The 20,928-nt window shown below is 60.4% G+C and carries 19 protein-coding genes; 17 read left to right on the forward strand and 2 right to left on the reverse strand.

Annotation, left to right across the window (positions count from 1 at the left end):
- The first annotated feature begins 144 nt into the window (after positions 1–144).
- From AXG89_RS07190 to AXG89_RS07215, 7 genes are all read left to right on the forward strand, one after another.
- Positions 145–621, forward strand: a complete 477-nt coding sequence (locus AXG89_RS07190; protein ID WP_062170390.1) for a DUF2244 domain-containing protein — start codon at positions 145–147, stop codon at positions 619–621.
- A gap of 80 nt (positions 622–701) precedes the next feature.
- Positions 702–2,321 carry a cytochrome c oxidase subunit II gene (gene coxB / locus AXG89_RS07195; protein WP_062168845.1) on the forward strand — a complete coding sequence of 540 codons (1,620 nt, stop codon included), beginning with the start codon at positions 702–704 and terminating at the stop codon, positions 2,319–2,321.
- A gap of 90 nt (positions 2,322–2,411) precedes the next feature.
- A complete protein-coding gene (gene ctaD, locus AXG89_RS07200) occupies positions 2,412–4,049 on the forward strand; it encodes a cytochrome c oxidase subunit I (RefSeq protein WP_061998332.1) in 1,638 nt (545 codons plus the stop codon).
- A 97-nt stretch (positions 4,050–4,146) separates the two neighbouring features.
- Complete coding sequence (locus tag AXG89_RS42020) at positions 4,147–4,287, forward strand: cytochrome oxidase small assembly protein (protein ID WP_086383990.1); 141 nt, start codon at positions 4,147–4,149, stop codon at positions 4,285–4,287.
- 56 nt (positions 4,288–4,343) lie between these two features.
- Positions 4,344–4,868: a cytochrome c oxidase assembly protein gene (locus AXG89_RS07205; RefSeq protein ID WP_062168847.1), complete on the forward strand. Its 525-nt coding sequence runs from the start codon at positions 4,344–4,346 to the stop codon at positions 4,866–4,868.
- Between the two features lie 83 nt (positions 4,869–4,951).
- Positions 4,952–5,158 (forward strand): DUF2970 domain-containing protein, encoded by a 207-nt coding sequence (locus AXG89_RS07210; RefSeq protein WP_062168849.1) that lies wholly within the window; start codon positions 4,952–4,954, stop codon positions 5,156–5,158.
- A gap of 75 nt (positions 5,159–5,233) precedes the next feature.
- Positions 5,234–6,091, forward strand: a complete 858-nt coding sequence (locus AXG89_RS07215) for a cytochrome c oxidase subunit 3 (RefSeq protein ID WP_061998335.1) — start codon at positions 5,234–5,236, stop codon at positions 6,089–6,091.
- 219 nt (positions 6,092–6,310) lie between these two features.
- On the opposite strand, the gene AXG89_RS07220 is transcribed toward AXG89_RS07215, so the two are convergent.
- A complete protein-coding gene (locus AXG89_RS07220; protein ID WP_060817322.1) occupies positions 6,311–6,520 on the reverse strand; it encodes a twin transmembrane helix small protein in 210 nt (69 codons plus the stop codon).
- Between the two features lie 108 nt (positions 6,521–6,628).
- Here AXG89_RS07220 and AXG89_RS07225 point away from each other — a divergent pair, with 108 nt between their 5' ends.
- The 5 genes from AXG89_RS07225 to AXG89_RS07245 are packed head-to-tail and all read left to right on the forward strand — an operon-like array spanning position 6,629 to position 10,770.
- Entirely contained in the window at positions 6,629–7,372 is a 744-nt protein-coding gene (locus tag AXG89_RS07225; RefSeq protein WP_062168851.1) for an SURF1 family protein, read from the forward strand.
- A gap of 48 nt (positions 7,373–7,420) precedes the next feature.
- A complete protein-coding gene (locus AXG89_RS07230) occupies positions 7,421–8,083 on the forward strand; it encodes a cytochrome C oxidase subunit I (protein WP_082771356.1) in 663 nt (220 codons plus the stop codon).
- 21 nt (positions 8,084–8,104) lie between these two features.
- Positions 8,105–9,262 carry a COX15/CtaA family protein gene (locus tag AXG89_RS07235; RefSeq protein WP_062168855.1) on the forward strand — a complete coding sequence of 386 codons (1,158 nt, stop codon included), beginning with the start codon at positions 8,105–8,107 and terminating at the stop codon, positions 9,260–9,262.
- 6 nt (positions 9,263–9,268) lie between these two features.
- A complete protein-coding gene (gene cyoE / locus AXG89_RS07240; RefSeq protein WP_062168857.1) occupies positions 9,269–10,174 on the forward strand; it encodes a heme o synthase in 906 nt (301 codons plus the stop codon).
- Positions 10,171–10,770 carry an SCO family protein gene (locus AXG89_RS07245; RefSeq protein ID WP_062168859.1) on the forward strand — a complete coding sequence of 200 codons (600 nt, stop codon included), beginning with the start codon at positions 10,171–10,173 and terminating at the stop codon, positions 10,768–10,770. The genes cyoE and AXG89_RS07245 overlap by 4 nt, the downstream gene beginning before the upstream one ends.
- Positions 10,771–10,853: 83 nt before the next feature.
- On the opposite strand, the gene AXG89_RS07250 is transcribed toward AXG89_RS07245, so the two are convergent.
- Positions 10,854–11,732: a bifunctional helix-turn-helix transcriptional regulator/GNAT family N-acetyltransferase gene (locus AXG89_RS07250; RefSeq protein ID WP_062168861.1), complete on the reverse strand. Its 879-nt coding sequence runs from the start codon at positions 11,730–11,732 to the stop codon at positions 10,854–10,856.
- Positions 11,733–12,443: 711 nt separating this feature from the next.
- Here AXG89_RS07250 and nagA point away from each other — a divergent pair.
- The 5 genes from nagA to AXG89_RS07275 all read left to right on the forward strand — a co-directional run bounded on the left by nagA (position 12,444) and on the right by AXG89_RS07275 (position 20,733).
- The gene (gene nagA, locus AXG89_RS07255) at positions 12,444–13,547 is read left to right on the forward strand and encodes an N-acetylglucosamine-6-phosphate deacetylase (RefSeq protein WP_061998342.1); all 1,104 of its coding nucleotides are present in this window, start codon (positions 12,444–12,446) and stop codon (positions 13,545–13,547) included.
- The gene (locus AXG89_RS07260; protein ID WP_062168863.1) at positions 13,540–14,547 is read left to right on the forward strand and encodes an SIS domain-containing protein; all 1,008 of its coding nucleotides are present in this window, start codon (positions 13,540–13,542) and stop codon (positions 14,545–14,547) included. The genes nagA and AXG89_RS07260 overlap by 8 nt, the downstream gene beginning before the upstream one ends.
- Before the next feature lie 14 nt (positions 14,548–14,561).
- A complete protein-coding gene (gene ptsP, locus AXG89_RS07265; protein WP_062168865.1) occupies positions 14,562–17,153 on the forward strand; it encodes a phosphoenolpyruvate--protein phosphotransferase in 2,592 nt (863 codons plus the stop codon).
- 105 nt (positions 17,154–17,258) lie between these two features.
- Positions 17,259–19,034, forward strand: a complete 1,776-nt coding sequence (gene nagE, locus AXG89_RS07270) for an N-acetylglucosamine-specific PTS transporter subunit IIBC (RefSeq protein ID WP_062168867.1) — start codon at positions 17,259–17,261, stop codon at positions 19,032–19,034.
- A gap of 337 nt (positions 19,035–19,371) precedes the next feature.
- Positions 19,372–20,733 carry a DUF1996 domain-containing protein gene (locus tag AXG89_RS07275; RefSeq protein ID WP_062168869.1) on the forward strand — a complete coding sequence of 454 codons (1,362 nt, stop codon included), beginning with the start codon at positions 19,372–19,374 and terminating at the stop codon, positions 20,731–20,733.
- Positions 20,734–20,928: the final 195 nt, after the last annotated feature.

Consider the following 20,928-nt stretch of genomic DNA (forward strand, 5'->3'; position numbering starts at 1 on the left):
TGGGCAACACGCCTATAATGCGTCAGTTTGTCGCCTGGCTGGCATGAATTTCGTCGTCTTCATGGTGGCGGGTGAGCATTAAATGAACAGGGCTTGGCACTTGGCGAGAGCGCGGGTGAGACAACTCTGAAGCGGGAGACGGCGATGCAAGCAACCGATCTGCTGATGGACTCCGAGCCAGTCGTGAAGGACTGGTTGTTCAAGCGGAACTGTTCTGTCTCGCCGCGCCAGTTCGTAGCGTTTTATGTATCGCTGGCGCTGTTTTCGCTGCTGATCGCGAGTTTGCTGGTGTGGGCAGGCGCTTGGCTGGTGCTGCCTTTTACGGGTATCGAGTTGCTGGCGGTCGGTATCGCGTTCGTCGTCTACGCGCGCCATGCTGTCGATTACGAGCGGATCCTGCTGTTTCACGACCGGCTTGTGATTGAACGCATGGACGCCGAAACCCTGACGCAGGTGGAATTTAATCCGCGCTGGGTTCGGGTGGAACCGGGAGCGAGGCCGAGAGATCCGGTCAAGCTAGTGTCGCGGGGCCAGTCGGTGCCTGTCGGGATTCATCTGGCACAGTACCGGCGCAAGCAGTTTGCCGTCGAGTTGCGCACATGGCTGATGCGCTGCAACTGACACGCGTCACCGGGTAGGTCGTTTCCGGGGGGGGGGCGATGCATGAGTCGGGCGGATGCAAACGGGGGTCGAGGGTCTGAATGGAAATTTTGGGTAAGGAAGCTATGAAAACAATCAAGCGAGCCCTCTCGGGCGTGCTGGCGTTAAGCGGACTCCTGTTCGCCGGCGCAGCCCTGGCGGTCAGTGACGTTCCCGGCGGTCCTGGAGTGAACGAACTCAACTTCCAGACGCCCGTGACGAAGATCGCCGAGGAGCTCTACGGCCTCCATACGTTCATGCTGATCATCTGCACGGTGATTTTTATCGGCGTGTTCGGCGTGATGTTCTATTCCGTCCTGATGCACCGCAAGTCAAAGGGGCACAAGGCGTCGAATTTCCACGAGAGCACCACCGTCGAAATCATCTGGACGATCGTTCCGTTCGTGATCGTCGTGCTGATGGCGCTGCCGGCCACCAAGGCCGTGGTTGCCATGAAGGACACCACCAACGCCGACCTGACCGTGAAAGTGACCGGTTATCAGTGGAAGTGGGGCTATGACTATGTGAAGGGCCCGGGCGAAGGCATCAATTTCCTGTCCACGCTCACCACGCCGCGCAGCCAGGTCAATGGGCAAGAGCCGATCGGCGAGCTGTATTTGCAGGAAGTCGACAATCCGCTCGTGGTTCCTGTCGACAAGAAAATTCGCATCATCACGACCGCCAATGACGTTGTTCACTCATGGTATGTCCCGGCATTCGGCGTGAAGCAAGACGCAATCCCCGGCTTCGTGCGCGACACGTGGTTCAAGGCCGAGAAGATCGGTACGTTTCGCGGCTTCTGTACCGAGCTGTGCGGCAAGGAACACGCTTACATGCCGGTTGTGGTCGAGGTGCTGTCTGCTGACGACTACAACAAGTGGGTCGATGGCCAGAAGAAGAAAATGGCCGCCAGCGCCGACGATCCGAACAAGACCTACACCATGGACGAACTGAAGGCGCGCGGCGAAAAGGTTTACACGTCGAACTGCGCGGTCTGCCACCAGCCTACGGGCAAGGGCGCGGGTCAGTTTCCGGCACTCGACGGCAGCAAGATCGCGAACGGTCCGATTGCCGAGCACGTGAGCATCGTGCTGAAGGGCAAGGGCGCAATGCCGAACTGGAGCGCGACATTGAATGACGTCGAGATCGCTTCGGTGATCACGTACGAACGCAACACGTGGGGTAACCACACGGGCGACATTCTCCAGCCCAAGCAAGTTGCCGATGCACGCAACGGCAAGATGCCCGAAGGCGGCGACCATCTGGCGGCAGCGGGCGCTGCTGCGCCGGCGGCGGCTTCCGATGCGGCGGCCAGCGCGGCGCCGGCAGCATCGGCGCCGGCTTCGGATAGCGCGGCTCAATCGGCCGGACTTCCCGCCAGCGTTTATTTCGAAACGGGCAAGAGCGCGTTGCCCGCCGACGCAGCAGCAGCCGTCACGGCCGCCGCTGATTACGCGAAGGCGCATCCGGACGCAAAGTTCACGTTGTCGGGTTTCACCGACGCAACCGGTTCTGCCGCGATCAACGCCGACTTGGCGAAGACTCGCGCGCAAGCCGTTCGCGACGCGTTGAAGGCCGCGGGCATTGCGGAAGACCGCATCATTTTGAAGAAGCCGGAAACGATCACGGGCGGTGCTGACGCGAGAGAAGCACGGCGTGTGGAGATCAGTCCGGCTGCTTGACGTACGTACCCAAACGTCGCGCTTCCTTCTGAAAGAAAGCAGGCGTAGCGTATCGCCCAAGTGCCGCAGTATTCGCTTTAGGAGATTGTCATGTCGAGCATCGGACACGATGTAACCGCGGGCCACGAACACGGCCACGCTCATGATCACGGTCATGAGCACGACGAGCACGCGCACGAGCTGCCTTACGGCTGGCGTCGCTGGCTGTTCGCGACCAACCACAAGGACATCGGTACGTTGTACCTGTTGTTCTCGTTCATCATGTTCCTCTCCGGGGGCGTGATGGCGCTGATGATCCGCGCCGAGCTCTTTGAGCCCGGCTTGCAGATCATGCGTCCGGAGTTCTTCAACCAGTTGACCACCATGCATGGGCTGATCATGGTGTTCGGCGCGATCATGCCGGCGTTCGTCGGCTTCGCGAACTGGATGATCCCGCTGCAGATCGGTGCGTCAGACATGGCGTTCGCGCGCATGAACAACTTCAGCTTCTGGCTGCTGCCGGTTGCCGCCATCCTGCTGATCACGTCGTTCTTCGTTCCCGGCGGCGCAACTGCTGCCGGCTGGACGCTGTACGCGCCGTTGTCCACGCAGATGGGCCCGGGCATGGACTTCGCCATTTTCGCGATCCACCTGATGGGTGCGTCGTCGATCATGGGCGGTATCAATATCGTCGTGACGATCCTGAACATGCGCGCGCCCGGCATGACGCTCATGAAGATGCCGATGTTCTGCTGGACCTGGCTGATCACCGCGTACCTGCTGATTGCCGTGATGCCGGTTCTGGCAGGCGCGATCACCATGGTGCTGTTCGATCGCCATTTCGGCACGTCGTTCTTCAACGCGGCGGGCGGCGGCGATCCGGTGATGTACCAGCACATCTTCTGGTTCTTCGGGCATCCCGAGGTGTACATCATGATCTTGCCGGCGTTCGGGATCGTGTCGCAGGTGATTCCGGCGTTCTCGCGCAAGCCGCTGTTCGGCTATAGCTCGATGGTGTATGCAACGGCCTCCATTGCGATTCTGTCGTTCATGGTCTGGGCGCACCACATGTTCGCGACCGGCATGCCGGTGACGGGCCAGTTGTTCTTCATGTACGCGACCATGCTGATCGCCGTGCCGACGGGCGTAAAGGTGTTCAACTGGGTTGCCACCATGTGGCGCGGTGCGTTGAGCTTCGAAACACCAATGATCTTCGCGATCGGCTTTCTGTTCGTGTTCACCATGGGCGGTTTCACGGGCTTGATCCTGTCCATGGCGCCGCTCGATATCCAGATGCACGGCACTTACTACGTGGTGGCGCACTTCCACTACGTGCTCGTGGCCGGCTCCCTGTTCGCGCTGTTCTCGGGCTGGTATTACTGGGCGCCGAAATGGACGGGCTGGATGTACAACGAGACGCGCGGCAAGATCCATTTCTGGGCGTCGATGATCTTCTTCAACATCACGTTCTTCCCGATGCACTTCCTGGGCCTCGCCGGCATGCCGCGTCGTTATGCGGATTACCCGGCGCAGTTCACGGACTTCAACCAGATCGCAACGATTGGCGCGTTCGGTTTCGGCTTGGCTCAGGTGTACTTCCTGTTCGCTGTCGCATTGCCGACGTATCGCGGCGGTGGCGATCTGGTGAAGGCGGAAGACAAGCCGTGGGACGGCGCTGAAGGACTGGAGTGGACCGTGCCGAGCCCGGCTCCGTTCCATACGTTCGAGCGTCCGCCGCAGGTCGAGTAAGTTTTTTGGCGGTGCGTCCCGCAGAAGCGGCGCGCACCGGCCAAACCAGCAGCACACTGACAGCGAATGCATGACTAGCGGAATAAAGTCTGATCGGATGACCCGTAATTCACAGAAGCAACGAACGCCCGCCGAAGTCCGCGCGGGCAACAAGCGGCTCGGATTTATCCTGCTGGCGGTAGCCGCGGTGTTTTTCCTGGCCGTGGTCGTCGACCAGTACGTGCGTTCGAGAGGCTAGGGAGCAACGTGTCTACGCCTCAAGAGGTAAAGGAAGACCGCGCGTTCAATCGCTCGATGATGTTCAAGCTGATCGTCGTCGCGGCCGCCATGTTTGGTTTCGGTTTCGCGCTGGTGCCCATGTACCGTGCGATTTGCTCGATCACCGGCATCAACAACCTTGTGCAGCGCGACGTCGGTGCGCGGGAAGCGAAGAACACGCAGGTCGACACGAGCCGCAAGATCGCCATCGAATTCGATGCCAATGCGCGCGGCCCGTTGCAATTCAAGCCTGAGCAGAACTCGCTCGACGTGCATCCCGGCGAAGTGATGACGGTGATGTACGAGGTGACCAACCAGCAGGGCCGTACGGTTCAGGCGCAAGCCATTCCTAGCTACGCGCCCATGCAGGCCACCGAGTACTTCAAGAAGATCGAGTGCTTTTGTTTTACGCAGCAAACGTTGAAGCCGAACGAGACCCGGCGCATGCCCGTGGTGTTCGTGGTGGACCCGAAGCTGCCGAAGGATGTGAAAACGATCACGTTGTCATACACGTTCTTTGAGTTGACCGCGCCGGCGACGGTGTCACGCAGCGGTACCTGAAGCGGTTACCTTCAAGGCAGCCCGCGAGGCAAGGATGCGCGGCGATGTAGTCCACAAGTCGTGTGAAGCGGCGGAGAAGCATGATGGTCGAAATACAAAAGCCGGTTCCGAAGAGCAGTTTTCTCCGGTTGCTGAAGGCGGTTTTCTGGTCGTTCTTCGGTGTGCGCCGTCGCCGCGACCTCGAAAGCGATGCGTCCCTGAATCCGCTGCATCTGATCGCGGCGGGCGTCATTGGGGCAGTGCTGTTTATCGTCGTGTTGCTGGTGGTGGTGCGGGCAGTAGTGGGATAAAGCTGGTGGGACCGCGTGGGGCGGCGCCCGAGGCAGAAAAAATTCAAGCAACTGGATCGAAGTGGAGAATCAATAATGAGCGGTCAAAACGAAAGCCCGTACTATTTCGTCCCGCACCCGTCGAAGCATCCAATCATGGCCGCCACTGGTCTTTTGATTTCGATGGCTTCGCTGGCGTCGTGGGTGAATGGTGAACCGTGGGGGCCGATCGGCTTTGTTATCGGCCTGCTTTGGCTGCTTTATACGCTGTGGCACTGGTTTGGCGATTCCATCGGGGAATCGGAAGGCGGGATGTACGGCAAGAATGTCGATCTGTCGTACCGCTGGAGCATGAGCTGGTTCATCTTTTCCGAAGTCATGTTCTTTGGTGCGTTCTTCGGCGCGCTGTTCTATGCGCGGCAGATCGCGCTGCACGAACTCGGCAGCCTGGATTACAAGCTGATCTGGCCGGACTTCACCGCGGTATGGCCGAACAACGGCCCGGCTGCGCTGATCTCCCATTTCCGTTCCATGACCCCGTGGCCGCTGCCGACGATCAACACCGCACTGCTGCTGAGCTCGGGCGCGACGCTGACTGTCGCTCACCATGCGCTGCGCGAGAATCATCGTAAGAAAACGATTATCTGGCTGGCTGCGACCGTTGGCCTTGGCGTGATGTTCCTGTTCTGCCAGGGCTACGAATATTTCCATGCCTACAACGAATTGAACCTGACGCTGGCGTCCGGCGTTTATGGCTCGACGTTCTTCCTGCTGACCGGCTTTCACGGCTTCCACGTTTTCCTCGGCGGCACCATGCTGACGGTGGTTCTCGTGCGTGTAATCCGCGGACACTTCACCGCGGACCATCACTTCGCTTTCGAAGGCGCCGCGTGGTACTGGCACTTCGTGGACGTGGTCTGGCTCGGGTTGTACGTGGTCGTCTATTGGTTGTAAGCGCGAACTACGAAGGGACGCGACAATAGTGCGGACCCTTCGCCAGATAGTCTGAAGTCGATTGAAGAAGATGCTTTGAAAAGCGCCGCCTCGACCTGATTCGGGCGGCGTTTTGCGTTTTTGCGATGTGCCGTTTTGTCGCAGCACGGATTGCACGGTCAGGCGCTGGATCGCGGAAAATCGCGCGGAGTTCGAGCCCAACACTTTACTGATGCGCGATCAGCGGCCGAGCGGGATACCGGTAGACTGAATCCAGCCCATCCAGTGCGCGAACAGGATGAAGAGAAACAACGAGATCGACAGCCCGACGCGCATGGCGAGGGACCACACCATGCGCTTGCTCTTGCCCTTGTCGGTCATCATGAAGTACAGCGCCGAACCCAGGCTCGCGATGATGAGAATGAATGCGATGGCAACGAATATGTGCATGAAGACAGCCAGTTGGCCTATGAAGTTCGATTCCTCGATTATCGCATCGCAGGTAATGTGCCGCGTGCGAGTTGAAAGTTTCATCGGTGCACATACGGCGGTCGCGGTATGAAGATCCGCTTCTGGCCGGCGCTGATCATCCTGATCGTGATGGCGGTGACGGTGCGTCTGGGCTTCTGGCAGCGCGATCGTGCGCATCAGAAAGAGCAGCTCAATGCGCGGATCGTCGCGTTCGAGAACGCTCCGGCGCAACGTGTGAGCGCAGCGCCAATGGCCCTGAAGGATGTCGAGTTTCATCGCGTGCAGGCGCGCGGCACGTTCCTGCCTGATCAGGTGGTCTATCTGGATAATCGGCCCTACCAGGACCAGCCGGGGTTTTATGTGGTGATGCCGCTCAAGCTCGACGATGGCGGCGTGGTGTTGGTGAACCGCGGCTGGCTGCCACGGAATCTGGCGGACCGTACGGGTATCGAACCGTATCTCACGCCTGGCGGCGAAGTGGACATCGAGGGGATTGCGCGCGCAAATGCATCGCAGGCGTTCGAGCTCGGGCGCGGCGGATCGGATGCGAAACTGAAGATTCGACAGAACCTGAGTGTCGCCGCCTACGCCACCGAGACCGGCTTGCCGCTGCAACCGTTCGTGATCCAGCAATTGAACAACACCGCTGACAAGCTGGTGCGGGACTGGCCGGCGCCCACCATGGGTGTCGATACGAATTACGGTTACATGCTCCAGTGGTGGGGCATAGCGGCCGCGGCGCTCGGATTCGGCCTGTATGCCGCGCGACGGGCCGCGAAGAAAGACGAGTCGAAGGATCTTCCGGAACAGCCGCTCGACCAGAAGATTTAAAGACGCTACGCAAACCGAACCAAGCGACCAACAAATAGAGGCAACATTTTGTCCATGCAAACTCCCCGTCCTTCGCCGTCCGCTGTCAACAAAGCGCGGGCGCAGCAACAGGAACGCACGCCCGGTTCGTGGAACAAGGGGCGCTGGATGTTGCTGTTGCTCGCCTTAGTGTGCGCGGCGCCGGTGCTTGCGTCGTATTTCATGTACTACGTCGTCAAGCCGACGGGCGGCACGACGAGCTATGGCGCGCTGGTCGAACCGCAGCGCCCGATTCCCGATCAACTCGTCGTCACCGACGAACAAGGCAAGCCGATGCCGCTCTCCGCCTTGCGCGGCAAGTGGCTGATGGTCACGGTCAACGGCGGCGATTGCGACGAAAAGTGCGTCACCCGTCTCTACTTCATGCGGCAGGTGCGTGCGCTGCAGTCGGCTGAACGTGAGCGCGTGGTCAACGTATGGCTGCGTACCGATGATAAACCCGTGTCCTCGGTGATCCAGACGGCGTATCCGCAGCCGGACACGCGCATGCTCATCGCTGATCCGAAAGCCGTGGCCGCGTGGCTGCCGGCAGGCGCAGATTCGCAACTCACCGATCACATCTTTCTCGTCGATCCAAACGGCAACCTGATGATGCGTTTCCCGAAGGACCCGCAGCCGGAAAAGATCAAGGCGGATCTGGCGAAGCTGCTGAAGTGGTCGCGGATTGGTTGAGACAAAAGGGGCCATGCAGGCATGACTTACGTTTTACAACTTGGCTTGATCGGCATTTGCATTGCGTTGTTGCCGCTTTCTTATGTGTGGGTGAAAGCCGACGACAATAAATTTAGCAAGCTCGTCTGGCTGACCACCTTCCTGACACTCGATCTCGTGATGTTCGGCGGCTTCACCCGCCTCACGGACTCCGGCCTCGGCTGTCCCGACTGGCCGGGTTGCTACGGCACGTCGTCGCCTTTTATTGCGCATGCCGCAATCACGGCGGCGCACCAGGCGATGCCCACCGGGCCGGTAAGTATCGGCAAGGCGTGGATTGAAATGATTCATCGCTATTTCGCGATGGCGATCGGCGTGTTGATCATCGCGCAGGTGATCATTGCGTGGACGGCGCGTCTGAAACGTCGCCCGTTGCACGTCTCTCCGTGGTGGCCAACTTCCATCTTGCTGCTGATCGTGGTGCAGGGCGCGTTCGGCGCGTGGACGGTCACCATGAAGCTGCAGCCGGTGATCGTGACCATTCACTTGCTGCTCGGGCTCGCGTTGCTCGGATCGCTCGGCTGGCTGGCGGCGCGCCAGACGCCGATCCCATCGATAAACCCTGCCGCCGCCCGCTGGCTTCCAGCGGCGCTCGTGGGTTTGCTGTTGTTGATCGTGCAGATCGCACTGGGCGGCTGGGTCAGCACGAACTACGCAGTGCTGGCGTGCACGGACTTCCCGCTATGCAACGGCGCCTGGATTCCGCCGATGAACTTCGAGCACGGCTTTCATCTGTGGCGCGCGCTCGGCATGACCGGCGACGGCGATGTCATCTCGCAGGACGCGCTGGTCGCAATCCACTGGACGCATCGCACGTTTGCGGTCGTCGTGGTGCTGTATCTGCTGTGGCTCGCTGCGAAGCTGCGTCGATTTGAGTCATTGCGAAAGCCCGCAAACGGCGTAATGTTCGTGATCGTCGTGCAGTTCCTGACCGGCCTCTCGAACATCCTGTTGCAATGGCCGCTGCCTGTCGCGGTGGCGCACAACGGTGGTGCGGCCATCCTGCTGCTACTGCTCGTTATGATAAACTTTCGGATCTCTTCCAGCCGCCACGGCCACGCCCTGAGTCCCGCTGCGGGATCGTCCGCCACCGCCTCGCTGGACGCGGTATCCGCATCATTCCCGCGCCAAGCTCCGTGAGTTTCTATGGACAGCACCACACTGATTTCTCCCTCCGGTAGCCGCCTCTCGCAATACATTGCGCTGACCAAGCCGCGCGTCACGCAGCTTGCGGTGTTCTGCGCGGTCATCGGCATGTTCTTGTCGACGCCCGGCATGGTGCCCTGGACTGTGTTGATCGGCGGAACGGTCGGCATCTGGCTGCTGGCCGGCGCCGCGTTTGCCATCAACTGCCTGATGGAACAAAAAATCGATGCCATGATGCGCCGCACCGCATGGCGTCCGTCGGCGCGTGGCGAAATCACGGCTGCGCAGATCCTGCTGTTTTCGGCGGTGCTCGGTGCAGCCGGGATGTGGACGCTCTACACGTTCACGAATGCGCTCACCATGTGGCTGACCATCGCCACGTTCGTGGGCTATGCGGTGATCTATACGTGTTTGCTGAAGCCGGCCACGCCGCAAAATATCGTGATCGGCGGGGCTTCCGGCGCCATGCCACCGGCGCTCGGCTGGGCGGCGGTGACGGGTCATGTTCCCGGCGACGCCTGGATTCTCGTGCTGATCATCTTCGTATGGACGCCGCCGCATTTCTGGGCGCTCGCGCTATACCGGAGGAAGGACTACGAGAACGCCGGCTTGCCGATGTTGCCCAACACGCACGGCGAGAAATACACGCGCCTGCACATCCTGCTGTACTCCGTGATCCTCTTTGCCGTGACCATGATGCCCTTCATTTCGGGCATGAGTGGCGTGCTGTATCTCGCATCCGCCGTTGTGCTCGGCGGCATGTTCCTCGGGTATGCGTGGAAGATTTATCGTGATTACTCCGATGCTCTCGCGCGCAAGACCTTCCGGTTCTCCATCGCGTATCTGTCGCTGCTGTTCGGCGCACTGCTCGTGGATCATTACGTGCGGACGGTGATCGGCGTATGAAGTTTTCAGTTCGCGGGATCGTTGTCGGGATGGGATTTGCATTCGCTGCCGTATTGCTCGCCGCGTGCGACAGCAAGCCGGCATTCACGAATCTCGACATTACTGGCAACACGCAGTTCGGCAGCGATTTCTCGTTACCTGATACAACTGGCAAGACCCGCACAATGGCCGACTTCAAGGGCAAGGCGGTCGTGCTGTTCTTCGGCTATACGCATTGCCCGGACGTATGTCCGACCACGATGGCTGAGTTATCGCAGGCGCTCCAGAAGCTCGGCGATGACGCCAAGCGCGTTCAAGTCCTGATGGTCACCGTCGATCCCGCACGCGACACCGCGCCTTTGCTAAGCGAATACGTCGCGGCGTTCAATCCGTCGTTTATCGGCTTGCGTCCCGCCGATACCGCGCAACTCGTGAAGATCACGAAGGACTTCCGCGTGTACTACGCGCAGGTTCCGGGCAAGGCAGCGGGCGAATACACAATGGACCATACGGCGGCCAGTTACGTCTTCGATCCGCAGGGACGCTTGAGGCTATTTGCTCGCGACGGGCAGGGTGTCGACATCTGGGTTCATGATCTGAAATTGCTGCTGGATTAAGCGCAACACACGCCGCGCAGGCGCAAAAGACAAAAGCCCGTTTCAACGCAAGTTGGAACGGGCTTTTTGGTTTCCAGGCCCGGCTACTTCAGGTATTTCTCCCACACCGTTTCGTCGTCGCGTTGCTTTTGAAATCCGCAGCCGCGAAGGAGAGGTTCTGCAAGTTCAATGTAAAGACCCGCCACGCATTCAATGCGCTCATAGCCCGATTCGATGGCGAATTCCTGGCATGCTTCGAGCAAACGCCGGTCGATGCCTTCAAGTCTCGAATCCGGCTCGACGAAGAGCAAGACGATCCGCACATCGGCGGATGAAGGCGAACCGATCAACAAGGCCGCGCCCGCGCTCACGCCATCTTTCTGCGCGATCCAGCACCTGTTGCGCGTGGGATCGGGCGCTGTCAGATATTCTGCGACGACCCTCGCGGCGTGCATCTCGCGTGCCCGTTTTGCTGCGCTGCTCCCGATACCGAGTTGTGCCTCGCGCTCGACGATCCAGCCAAAATCGCCCGGACGCGGACCACGCAACCGGACCCGTGGTGAGCCTTGCGGCAGTGTCAGCAGTTTCTCGACGAGCTCCATCGATGCCATCAGTTGCGAGCCCTCATCCGGCGTCATGGCTTCGAGAGCCGTCGAGACATTGTTGCGTACGTGCGTGCTTGTCGCAGCCAGCACGCTCTCCCCGGCAGGCGCCAACGAAATGTGTCTGCTGCGCGCGTCGCCGGCGTATGGACTCCTGACGATCAGGCCACTACGCTCGAAATCGTTCAGCAGGCGGCTTAGATAGCCCGTGTTTATCTGGAGCGTGCGCGAAAGATCGGCTGCGATTGCCGTGCCCGCGTGCATCACCGCGAAAAGGACGCGCCACTCGGTCGGCGATAACGCACTCTGCTCCGTCAGTTCGTACGGCGCCCAGACGTGCCGCGTGTAAAACCATTGAAACTTGCGCACTGCTTCAGTCATTCCCTCGTTCGAGCTACGGCTCCTCATTTCTTCGCCTCTCTCATCATGTTGTTCACGGTTCACCGTTTCCCCTGGCGAACCGATTTGAATCATTGTGCCGAAAAATAGTATGACCGTGCCATCCTTGCGTCTGACGATAGCTTGCGAAGCTCACAGGGCGTCTATAGTGTGTAGACCGGCCTCAGCGAAGTGGGCTGCATGCAAGGGTAATCACTAATGCGAAATCAATCGTTCGGTCGCGTCAATATTTTTATAAACCATTGATTATGAACAATTTTAACGATGCATTGAATAATGATTTCGTAAATTAACTGGTATTATTTTGGTTATATAATGGGCTCGCCGATTGCACCGGCCATGCGACGATTCCTATGGACATTTCGTCGACGGGGTTATCGTGAAAATTGATCAAATAATGTCAATGAAGGTGCCATTCCGGTGCTTGATTACAGCGTGTTCATCGGTTGGGAGGCGGTGCCACGCGGTGAGGTACCACCGGCAGGCATCGATAAAAACTATCCAGGGTGAAGTACGTCGTCGCAGGAAAACGCCATTTTTTTCCCATGGCGGTTTCCAGCCTGCTCGCAGCGGGCGCGGCGGCTGACGGAGCCTTACCACGCGTCGAAGCGCCGCCGTGCGAGCGCTTCAGGGCCGCCCGCCATGCGAGCGCGACCCACGCGCGTCACGCAGTACGTTTCACGAGAGAGATTCATGCTGAAAGGAAACATCCTGACGACCGACGGCTGGATCCACGGTTCGATCGCGTTCGAGAACGGCCGGGTGACGGCGCTCGAAGGTGCAAGCGTGGACCCCAGGACCAATGACGACCCGTATATCCTGCCGGGCTTCATCGATTGCCACGTCCATGGCGGTGGCGGCGCCGACATCATGGAAGGTGGCGATGCGGCCGTGACCGTTGCGCGCGAACACGCGAAGCACGGCACGACCAGCATGCTCGCCACCACCATGACCGCACCGCGCGACGAACTGATGGCGGTGGTCGCCGGCCTCGGCGAGCAGTCCGTTCGCCGCGCGCCGGGTGGCGCGCGTGTGCTGGGCGTGCATCTAGAAGGGCCATATATCAATCCGGGCAAGCTCGGCGCGCAACCCGATGCAGCAGCCGTCGCCGTGCGCGACGAAGTGCTGAAGTATCTTTCGCTCGCGCCCATCCGCGTGGTGACCATCGCGCCGGAAATCTCGGGGCACATTGAAGTGATCCAGGAAATGGCGGCGCGCGGTGTGCGCGTGCAACTGGGTCATTCACTGGCGACCTATGACGACGCGGTCAACGCGCTCAAACACGGCGCGCGCGGTTTCACGCACTTGTTCAACGCCATGTCGCCGCTGCATCACCGCGATCCCGGCATGGTCGGCGCTGCGCTCGCGCATGCCGAGTACGCCGAACTGATTCCTGATCTTCTCCACGTGCATCCCGGCGCGATCCGCGCCGCGTTGCGAGCCATTCCGCGCCTGTATGTGGTGACCGACAGCACATCGGCGTCCGGCATGCCTGATGGCGAATATCGCCTGGGCAGCCAGCACGTGACCAAGTGCATGGGCGGCGTGCGTCTTGCCGACGGCACGCTCGCCGGCAGCACGCTGACCATGGACCAGGCGCTGCGCAATCTTGTTTCCATCGGCTTGCCGATGGCAGATGTTTCCAATCGCCTGTCACGTTACGCCGCCGATTACCTCGGACTCGAAGACCGGGGCCGGATCGCGCGTGGCGCGTGGGCGGACCTCGTCGTGTTCGACCGTGAACTGGCGTTGACAGCAACTTATGTAGAAGGTGAATCAATTGTCGAATATGCTTGATGAAGCGCTGGCGTCCGCCGACGTGGTGGTTGCCCAGCTTGCCGATACATCCCACATTGAAGCACTCGCCGCCCGGCTCGCCGAAGAGCCGCGGCATGTCGCGCTGACGGTTGCGCGCGGTTCGTCGGATCACGCCGCAAGTTACTTCGCAGGACTGACGATGAGCCGTATCGGCGTGCCGGTCGCGTCGTTGCCCATGTCGGTCGCCACCCTGCAGCAAGCACCATTGCGCGTGAAGGGCCAACTGGCCGTGGCGTTTTCGCAGTCGGGCAAAAGCCCGGATCTGATCGGCACCATGCAGGCACTGCGCGACGCAGGCGCCCTGACCGTCGCCGCCGTGAATGCGCCCAATTCTCCGCTTGCCGAAGCCTGCGAGTGGAACCTGCCGTTGCTCGCCGGCCCGGAGTTGTCCGTGGCGGCAACGAAGAGCTATATCGCGATCCTGTCGCTCTCGGCGATCGTCATTGCGCATGTGCAGAAAGACGCCGAGTTGCTCAACGCGCTCAAATCCTTGCCCGACGCGTTGCGCGCCGCCGGCAAGCTCGACTGGTCGCACGCGGTCAGCGAACTCAAGGACGTCGACCGCATGATCGTGATCGGCCGCGGTCTCGGACTGGCAATCGCCCAGGAAGCGGCGCTCAAGCTCAAGGAAACGTCGGGCATTCAGGCCGAAGCGTTTTCGAGCGCGGAAGTGCGGCATGGGCCAATGGAACTCATCGGCGAGGACTATCCGCTTCTCGTATTCGCACCGCGCGGACCGGAGCAGGCTGGCCTGGTGCAGCTTGCCCGCGACATGCGCGCCCGCGGCGCACGCGTGCTGCTCGCAGCACCCGCCGATATCCCCGAAGCCAACTTGCCGCTGGTCGAGACCGCGCACTTCGCGCTTGATCCGATCGCAGCGATCCTGTCTTTCTATGTGATGGCCGACAGCCTGGCTGCCGCGCGCGGGCGCAATCCCGACTCGCCGCGCCATTTGGCCAAAGTCACCGAAACCCGTTAATCGAGAGTCATCCGATGCGCCGTGCCGAGGAGTCCCTGTTGAACCATTCCCCTGAAAACCTGAGCGATTTTGTATTGGTCGCGCCGTTCACCGGGCCGATGGTGCCACTCGCCGAAGTGCCCGATCCGGTCTTCGCCGACGGCATGTTCGGCGACGGCATCGGCATCGATCCGCTCGCGGGCGTGATGGTCTCGCCGTGCGACGGCGTCATCACGCACCTCGCGCGCACGCATCACGCGGTGACCTTGCGTACGGCGCAGGGCGCGGAAATCCTCGTGCATATCGGTATCGATACGGTTGAGCTCGGCGGCAAAGGTTTTACGCCGAAGGTCGAGCAGGGCGCGACCGTGCGCGCGGGCGACGTGCTGATCGAATTCGATGCGGACTTCGTTGCGCAACACGCGCCGAGTCTTGTTTCTGTGATCGCGGTGGCGAACAGCGACGCGTTCGAAGTGATCGATCGCGCCGGCCTTGGCATGTTGCGGGCGGGCGAAAGCCAGTTGCTGGTGTTGCGCAGCAAGGACGGCGTGAAGGCGGACGCGGCGCGCAGCCCGGCCAACGTCACGGAAGAAGCGCGCCGTAGCGTCACGCTCGGCCACGCGGGCGGCTTGCACGCGCGGCCGGCCGCACGCGCACGCGAGGCGGCGCGCGGGTTCGACGCAAAGGTCGAGGTGCGTTTCAACGGCCGCAAGGCACCCATAGAAAGCGTCGTCGGCCTGCTCGGACTGGGTGCGGGCGAAGGGGCGACCGTCGAGCTGCTTGGCGTGGGTTCGCAAGCAGCGGCGGCGGTGGAAGCGGTCGCCGCGGAATTGCTGCGTGAAGCACATGGCGAAGTGGAAGAAAAGCCGGCACGTACGCGTTCGCCGGCGCCTGTTGCGGTTGTTCGCGACGCGGGCACGCCGCTCGATCCGAATACGCTGGCGGGTGTATGTGCGTCGGCGGGAATTGCTGTTGGCAAGCTCGTCCGCTGGGACGACAACGACGTCGCGCCGCCCGAACAGGCGACGGGGACCTCGGCGGCGGAAAGCCGGCTGCTCGACAAGGCGATTGCGGCCATCGACGCCGAGCTCGACGAAACCGTGCGCACCGCTTCGCAGCGCGGCGCGGTGGGCGAAGCGGGCATTTTCGCGGTGCATCGCGTGTTGCTCGAAGACCCGACATTGCTCGATGCCGCACGCGACCTGATCAGCCTCGGCAAGAGCGCCGGGTTCGCATGGCGCGAGGCGATTCGCGCGCAGATCGTGCTGTTGTCCAACGTTGAAGACGCGTTGCTCGCGGAGCGCGCCGCGGATCTTCGCGATATCGAAAAGCGTGTGCTGCGAGCGCTCGGATACACGAACACGGCCGCGCGTCAGTTGCCCGACGAAGCCGTCCTCGCCGCCGACGAATTCACGCCTTCCGATCTGTCTTCGCTCGACCGCACGCGCGTGACGGCGCTGGTCATGGCGCGTGGCGGCGCGACGTCGCACGCGGCGATCATCGCGCGCCAGATCGGCATTCCGGCGCTGGTTGCCGTGGGCGATGCACTGCACGCGATTCCAGACGGCACGCAAGTCGTGGTCGACGCATCGGCGGGCCGTCTGGAATACGCACCGACCGCACTCGATGTGGAACGCGCGCGCCTCGAGCGCCAGCGTCTCGCGGGTGTGCGCGAGGTGAACCGCAAGACGTCGCAGGCCGCGGCCGCGACCAGCGACGGCCGAACCATCGAAGTTGCAGCGAACATCGCAACACTCGACGACGCAAAGACAGCCGTGGAAAACGGCGCGGATGCCGTCGGCCTGTTGCGTACCGAGTTGTTGTTCATCCATCGCCAGTCGGCGCCGACCGCGGCTGAACACGCAGAAAGTTATCAATCGATAGTCGGCGCGCTGAGCGGACGCACGGCCATCATCCGCACGCTCGATGTGGGCGCGGACAAGGAAGTCGATTACCTCACGCTGCCGCCCGAAACCAACCCGGCACTTGGCCTTCGCGGCATTCGCCTCGCGCAGGTGCGCCCGGATCTGCTCGACGACCAGTTGCGTGGTCTGCTCGCGGTGAAGCCGTTCGGCACGGTGCGCATCCTGTTGCCCATGGTGACCGACTCGGGCGAACTCGTGCGGCTGAGAAAGCGTATCGATGAACTCGCGGCCGAGATCGGCCGGACCGATCCCATCCAGGTCGGCGTGATGATCGAAGTGCCGTCGGCGGCGTTGCTCGCCGACCAGCTCGCTCAGCACGCGGATTTCCTGTCCATCGGTACGAACGACCTCACGCAATACACGCTCGCCATGGACCGTTGCCAGGCGGATCTCGCTGCTCAAGCCGACGGTTTGCATCCCGCTGTCTTGCGCCTCATCAAGGCGGCAACCGATGGCGCGGCGAAGCACGGCAAATGGGTCGGCGTGTGCGGCGCGCTGGGCGGCGATCCGGTTGCGGTGCCCTTGCTCGTGGGCTTGGGCGTGACGGAATTATCGGTGGACCCGGTTTCGGTTCCCGGCATCAAGGCGCTCGTGCGCAAACTCGATTACCCACTGTGCCGTCAGCGCGCGCTCGATGCATTGGCGCTCGAATCGGCACAGGCAGTAAGAGCAGCAAGCCGCGAAATCTGGCCGCTGGACTAACACGTCCTTCCGGCTGCCAGGCTTCGCGTTCACTAGTAAAAAGAATCGATCGACAACACGTTTCACCTCACGATCAACGACAAGACACTTTCTTTGGAGAATTCGATGGACGCTAACCTGTTTGCAAAAATGCAGCGTCTCGGCCGCGCGCTGATGCTGCCGATTGCCGTGCTACCGGTGGCCGGGCTGCTATTACGCCTCGGCCAGCCGGATGTCTTCAACATCAAGATGATCGCCGATGCAGGCGATGCAATCTTCACAAACCTGCCACTCTTGTTCGCCATCGGCGTGGCAGTGGGTTTTGCGAAAGACAACAACGGTACCGCCGGCCTGGCTGGCGCGATCGGTTACCTGATCGAAATCGCGGTGATGAAAGACATCAACGACAAGCTCAACATGGGCGTGCTGTCGGGGATCGTCGCAGGTTGCGTGGCCGGGTTTCTCTACAACAAGTACAAAGACATCAAGCTGCCTGAGTACCTCGCGTTCTTCGGAGGGAAACGCTTCGTGCCGATTGTCACGGGAGTCGTCTGTCTGGTGCTCGGTATTGTCTTTGGCTATATCTGGACGCCGATTCAGGCAGCCATCGATGCAGCCGGCGGCTGGCTGACGGGCGCCGGCGCTCTCGGCGTGTTCGTGTTCGGCGTGCTGAACCGGATCCTGCTGGTCACGGGCCTGCACCACATCCTGAATTCGCTTGCATGGTTCGTGTTCGGTTCGTACACGCCACCGGGCGGCGGCGCAGCAGTGACGGGCGATCTGCACCGCTTCTTTGCTGGCGATAAAACCGCTGGCGGTTTCATGACGGGCTTCTTCCCGATCATGATGTTCGGCTTGCCGGCAGCGTGTCTTGCCATGTTCCACGAAGCACCGAAGGAACGTCGTGCAGTGGTGGGCGGCCTCTTGTTCTCGATGGCCTTGACCGCGTTCCTGACGGGCGTGACCGAGCCGATCGAGTACAGCTTCATGTTCCTCGCTCCCGCGCTCTACGCCATCCATGCTGTGCTCACGGGGCTGTCGCTCGCGATCTGCTCGGCGCTGGGCATTCACCTGGGCTTCACGTTCTCGGCTGGTGCGATCGACTATGTGCTGAACTACGGTCTGTCGCAGCGCGGCTGGCTGGCGATTCCTATCGGCCTGGTCTACGGTCTGGTCTATTACGGGCTGTTCCGCTTCTTCATCCGCAAGTTCAACATGGCAACCCCGGGTCGCGAGCCCGCAACGACGGACGCCGAAGTCGAATCGTTCGACAACACGGGCTTTGTCTCGCCGACGGCCGGCGCAACGGTGCCGCGCGCCGTGCGTTACATCGCGGCCTTGGGCGGTGCATCTAACCTGACGCTCGTCGATGCCTGCACGACCCGTCTGCGTTTGTCCGTGGTGGATTCAGAGAAGGTCTCGGAGCCGCAACTGAAGGCAATCGGTGCACGCGGCGTGTTGAAGCGCGGCGCGACGAGCGTACAGGTCATCATCGGGCCGGAAGCCGATCTCATCTCCGATGAAATCCGTACCCAACTCGAGCGCTCGTCGACTCGCGGTGCGACGCCGGCTTCGTCCACGCCCGCTGCCAGTGAAGCCGCGCCATTGGCTTCGGTTTCTGCCGCCGAGCAAGGTCCGCTCGATCCGGATCCGGTGCGCTGGCTTGCCGTATTCGGCGGCGCAACGAACGTGGCTTCGCTCGACGCCGTGGCTACCACGCGTCTGCGCGTGGTCGTGCGCGATCCGTCGTCGGTTGATCGTCAGCGCTTGTCGACGCTCGATGTAGCGTGGGTTTCCGCCGATACCTTCCACATTGTCGTGGGTAACTCGGCGCCGCGTTATGCCGCCACGATGGCCAAGCGTTTGTCGCCAGGTAACGGAGCTTCTCCGCTGCCGGCGTAAGCGGGCAGTGAAGCACCGCGGCTGAGCCTTCGGGTCTCGGCCGCGGAAGCTCTGTTTAGGTTCACCAAGTTTCAAATTCCAAGGCTGCATTTAAATCCCGGCATGGCGAAAGTCATGAGCCGGGTTTATTATTTGCCGGCAGAAAAGTCACTAGATCTAATTAACTCGCCACTTTTGTCAGCGAGCCCATTCGTCGTTCATTTCCCTGTTGTGTGGAATGCGAAATCACGTCAGCGAATAACGTTGATTTCGTAAATAAAGTAGTTGTGCTGATTAATAAAATAACGCGCAGAAACAGTTCGAGTCAGTGTTTCTCTATCTATTTCAGGAGTCGTTCATGAAAATAAAATCAGTCATCTGGATCATCCTCATGCTGGCCGCTGGTGCAGTCAATGCCCGTGGATTCGATGTCCAATGCAATTACTCTCATACGTTGCCGGATGATGCGATCGTTTATCCCGGGAAACCGGGCGAAGCCATGGTTCATGAATTCTTCGGAAATCCAAATACGAACGCATACACCACCTACGATTCGTTGAACAATAACAAAGTCACGACCTGCAACTCGACGGCAGATATCTCCGCGTACTGGGCGCCGCAATTGAAGCGAAAGTCGGGCATTGTCTTCCCAACGTATCAGAAAACCTATTACCTTAATGATCAGCCAGTGGTGCCTGTTCAGCCAATTCCGCCAGGACTCGAGATGCTGGCGGGAGATCACATGGGCACAGGGCCGAACTCGCACGTGTCATTCCTGTGCTCGGGCGGCCAGTACACAACGTCGATGCCGACGAGTTGCCCGCCTAAAACTCCGGGTGCATCTACCCAACTCAATATCTCAGTGCATTTTCCGGATTGCTGGGATGGAAAGACGCTGAAGCCGATTCTGGGAACTGACAGGACGACGCGAATGAGCAACCTCATGAAAGCTGCGAAAGGTGACCTCAACGTAGCGTATCGAAACACCGACGGCACGTGTCCAAGTGCGTATCCGGTGAAAATCCCCGAACTGCAATACAACCTCGCGTACAACCTCGGAACTGATCCGGATTTATCCAGCGCTCAGCTTTCGCTCGACCCGGTGTTCGAGAACGGGCAATGGGTGCCGCAATGGGGAAGCATGTACACCGCTCACGGCGATTTCATCAGTGCATGGCACACGCAGACCATGCAATATCTGACGGATATGTGCATGAATAAAGACGTCATCTCCGGCGGGTGCGACACCAGCATTCCTGTCTATTATTCTGCCGTTACCGCGAACGTCCAGCTCGATAGCGACGGCACCGCTCACCCTGCGGACACGACGTTAACTGCGGCCCCCGGGAACATTGTTTTGATGAAGTTTCCAATACCCAAGGATCTCAACGATTTTCCTTATGCAGCATCCACTATTCAGACCTTCGGCGGTAACGTGACCGATTCCAGCGCGGTCATGCTCAGTCTCTACTCTGCATCAACGAACTGGGACGACTCGGCCAACTTGCCTGCGGCATCGGCATGCAGCATGAACGGTATTGGCGGTATCTACCTCGATAGCGCTCGGCAGGTCAGGCAAAACGACATCAGCTCGTACATTGCGGACCAGAAAGCGGCCGGGGCGACGGAGGGAGCCCTCTGCATTCGTAACACAACAGGAAGAACAGTCACTTTCTCGTCGCGCACAGGATCATGGACGCCTGGGCTTTTCTTAAAGTGAAGGAGGCGGTGCCTTGAGCCTGATTATCCCAAATAATTAACACTCCCTTTTGTCGCGATGATAAGGGAGTGTTTTCAATGCGAATGAAGAATAATAAACGCGACAATAAGACGCACCAAAGAAAACACAAAAGATTTTTAGAAAAAGTTGGATTAAGCCGGGCCTTGAAATCGCGCTACCCTTCTCCCGAGACTA

The organism is Burkholderia sp. PAMC 26561, from assembly GCF_001557535.2.
In the GTDB taxonomy this organism is placed as follows: Bacteria; Pseudomonadota; Gammaproteobacteria; order Burkholderiales; family Burkholderiaceae; genus Caballeronia.

Excerpts from the sequence above, each read along its gene's own strand:
- AXG89_RS07260 (WP_062168863.1), top strand. The coding sequence starts at position 13,540 with ATGCTTGATGAAGCGCTGGCGTCCGCCGACGTGGTGGTTGCCCAGCTT.
- AXG89_RS07210 (WP_062168849.1), top strand. The coding sequence starts at position 4,952 with ATGGTCGAAATACAAAAGCCGGTTCCGAAGAGCAGTTTTCTCCGGTTG.
- cyoE (WP_062168857.1), top strand. The coding sequence starts at position 9,269 with ATGGACAGCACCACACTGATTTCTCCCTCCGGTAGCCGCCTCTCGCAA.
- AXG89_RS07225 (WP_062168851.1), top strand. The coding sequence starts at position 6,629 with ATGAAGATCCGCTTCTGGCCGGCGCTGATCATCCTGATCGTGATGGCG.
- nagA (WP_061998342.1), top strand. The coding sequence starts at position 12,444 with ATGCTGAAAGGAAACATCCTGACGACCGACGGCTGGATCCACGGTTCG.
- nagE (WP_062168867.1), top strand. The coding sequence starts at position 17,259 with ATGGACGCTAACCTGTTTGCAAAAATGCAGCGTCTCGGCCGCGCGCTG.
- AXG89_RS07220 (WP_060817322.1), bottom strand. The coding sequence starts at position 6,520 with ATGCACATATTCGTTGCCATCGCATTCATTCTCATCATCGCGAGCCTG.
- ptsP (WP_062168865.1), top strand. The coding sequence starts at position 14,562 with ATGCGCCGTGCCGAGGAGTCCCTGTTGAACCATTCCCCTGAAAACCTG.
- AXG89_RS42020 (WP_086383990.1), top strand. The coding sequence starts at position 4,147 with ATGACCCGTAATTCACAGAAGCAACGAACGCCCGCCGAAGTCCGCGCG.
- ctaD (WP_061998332.1), top strand. The coding sequence starts at position 2,412 with ATGTCGAGCATCGGACACGATGTAACCGCGGGCCACGAACACGGCCAC.
- AXG89_RS07205 (WP_062168847.1), top strand. The coding sequence starts at position 4,344 with ATGATGTTCAAGCTGATCGTCGTCGCGGCCGCCATGTTTGGTTTCGGT.
- AXG89_RS07190 (WP_062170390.1), top strand. The coding sequence starts at position 145 with ATGCAAGCAACCGATCTGCTGATGGACTCCGAGCCAGTCGTGAAGGAC.
- AXG89_RS07235 (WP_062168855.1), top strand. The coding sequence starts at position 8,105 with ATGACTTACGTTTTACAACTTGGCTTGATCGGCATTTGCATTGCGTTG.
- AXG89_RS07215 (WP_061998335.1), top strand. The coding sequence starts at position 5,234 with ATGAGCGGTCAAAACGAAAGCCCGTACTATTTCGTCCCGCACCCGTCG.
- AXG89_RS07275 (WP_062168869.1), top strand. The coding sequence starts at position 19,372 with ATGAAAATAAAATCAGTCATCTGGATCATCCTCATGCTGGCCGCTGGT.
- AXG89_RS07245 (WP_062168859.1), top strand. The coding sequence starts at position 10,171 with ATGAAGTTTTCAGTTCGCGGGATCGTTGTCGGGATGGGATTTGCATTC.
- AXG89_RS07250 (WP_062168861.1), bottom strand. The coding sequence starts at position 11,732 with ATGACTGAAGCAGTGCGCAAGTTTCAATGGTTTTACACGCGGCACGTC.
- coxB (WP_062168845.1), top strand. The coding sequence starts at position 702 with ATGGAAATTTTGGGTAAGGAAGCTATGAAAACAATCAAGCGAGCCCTC.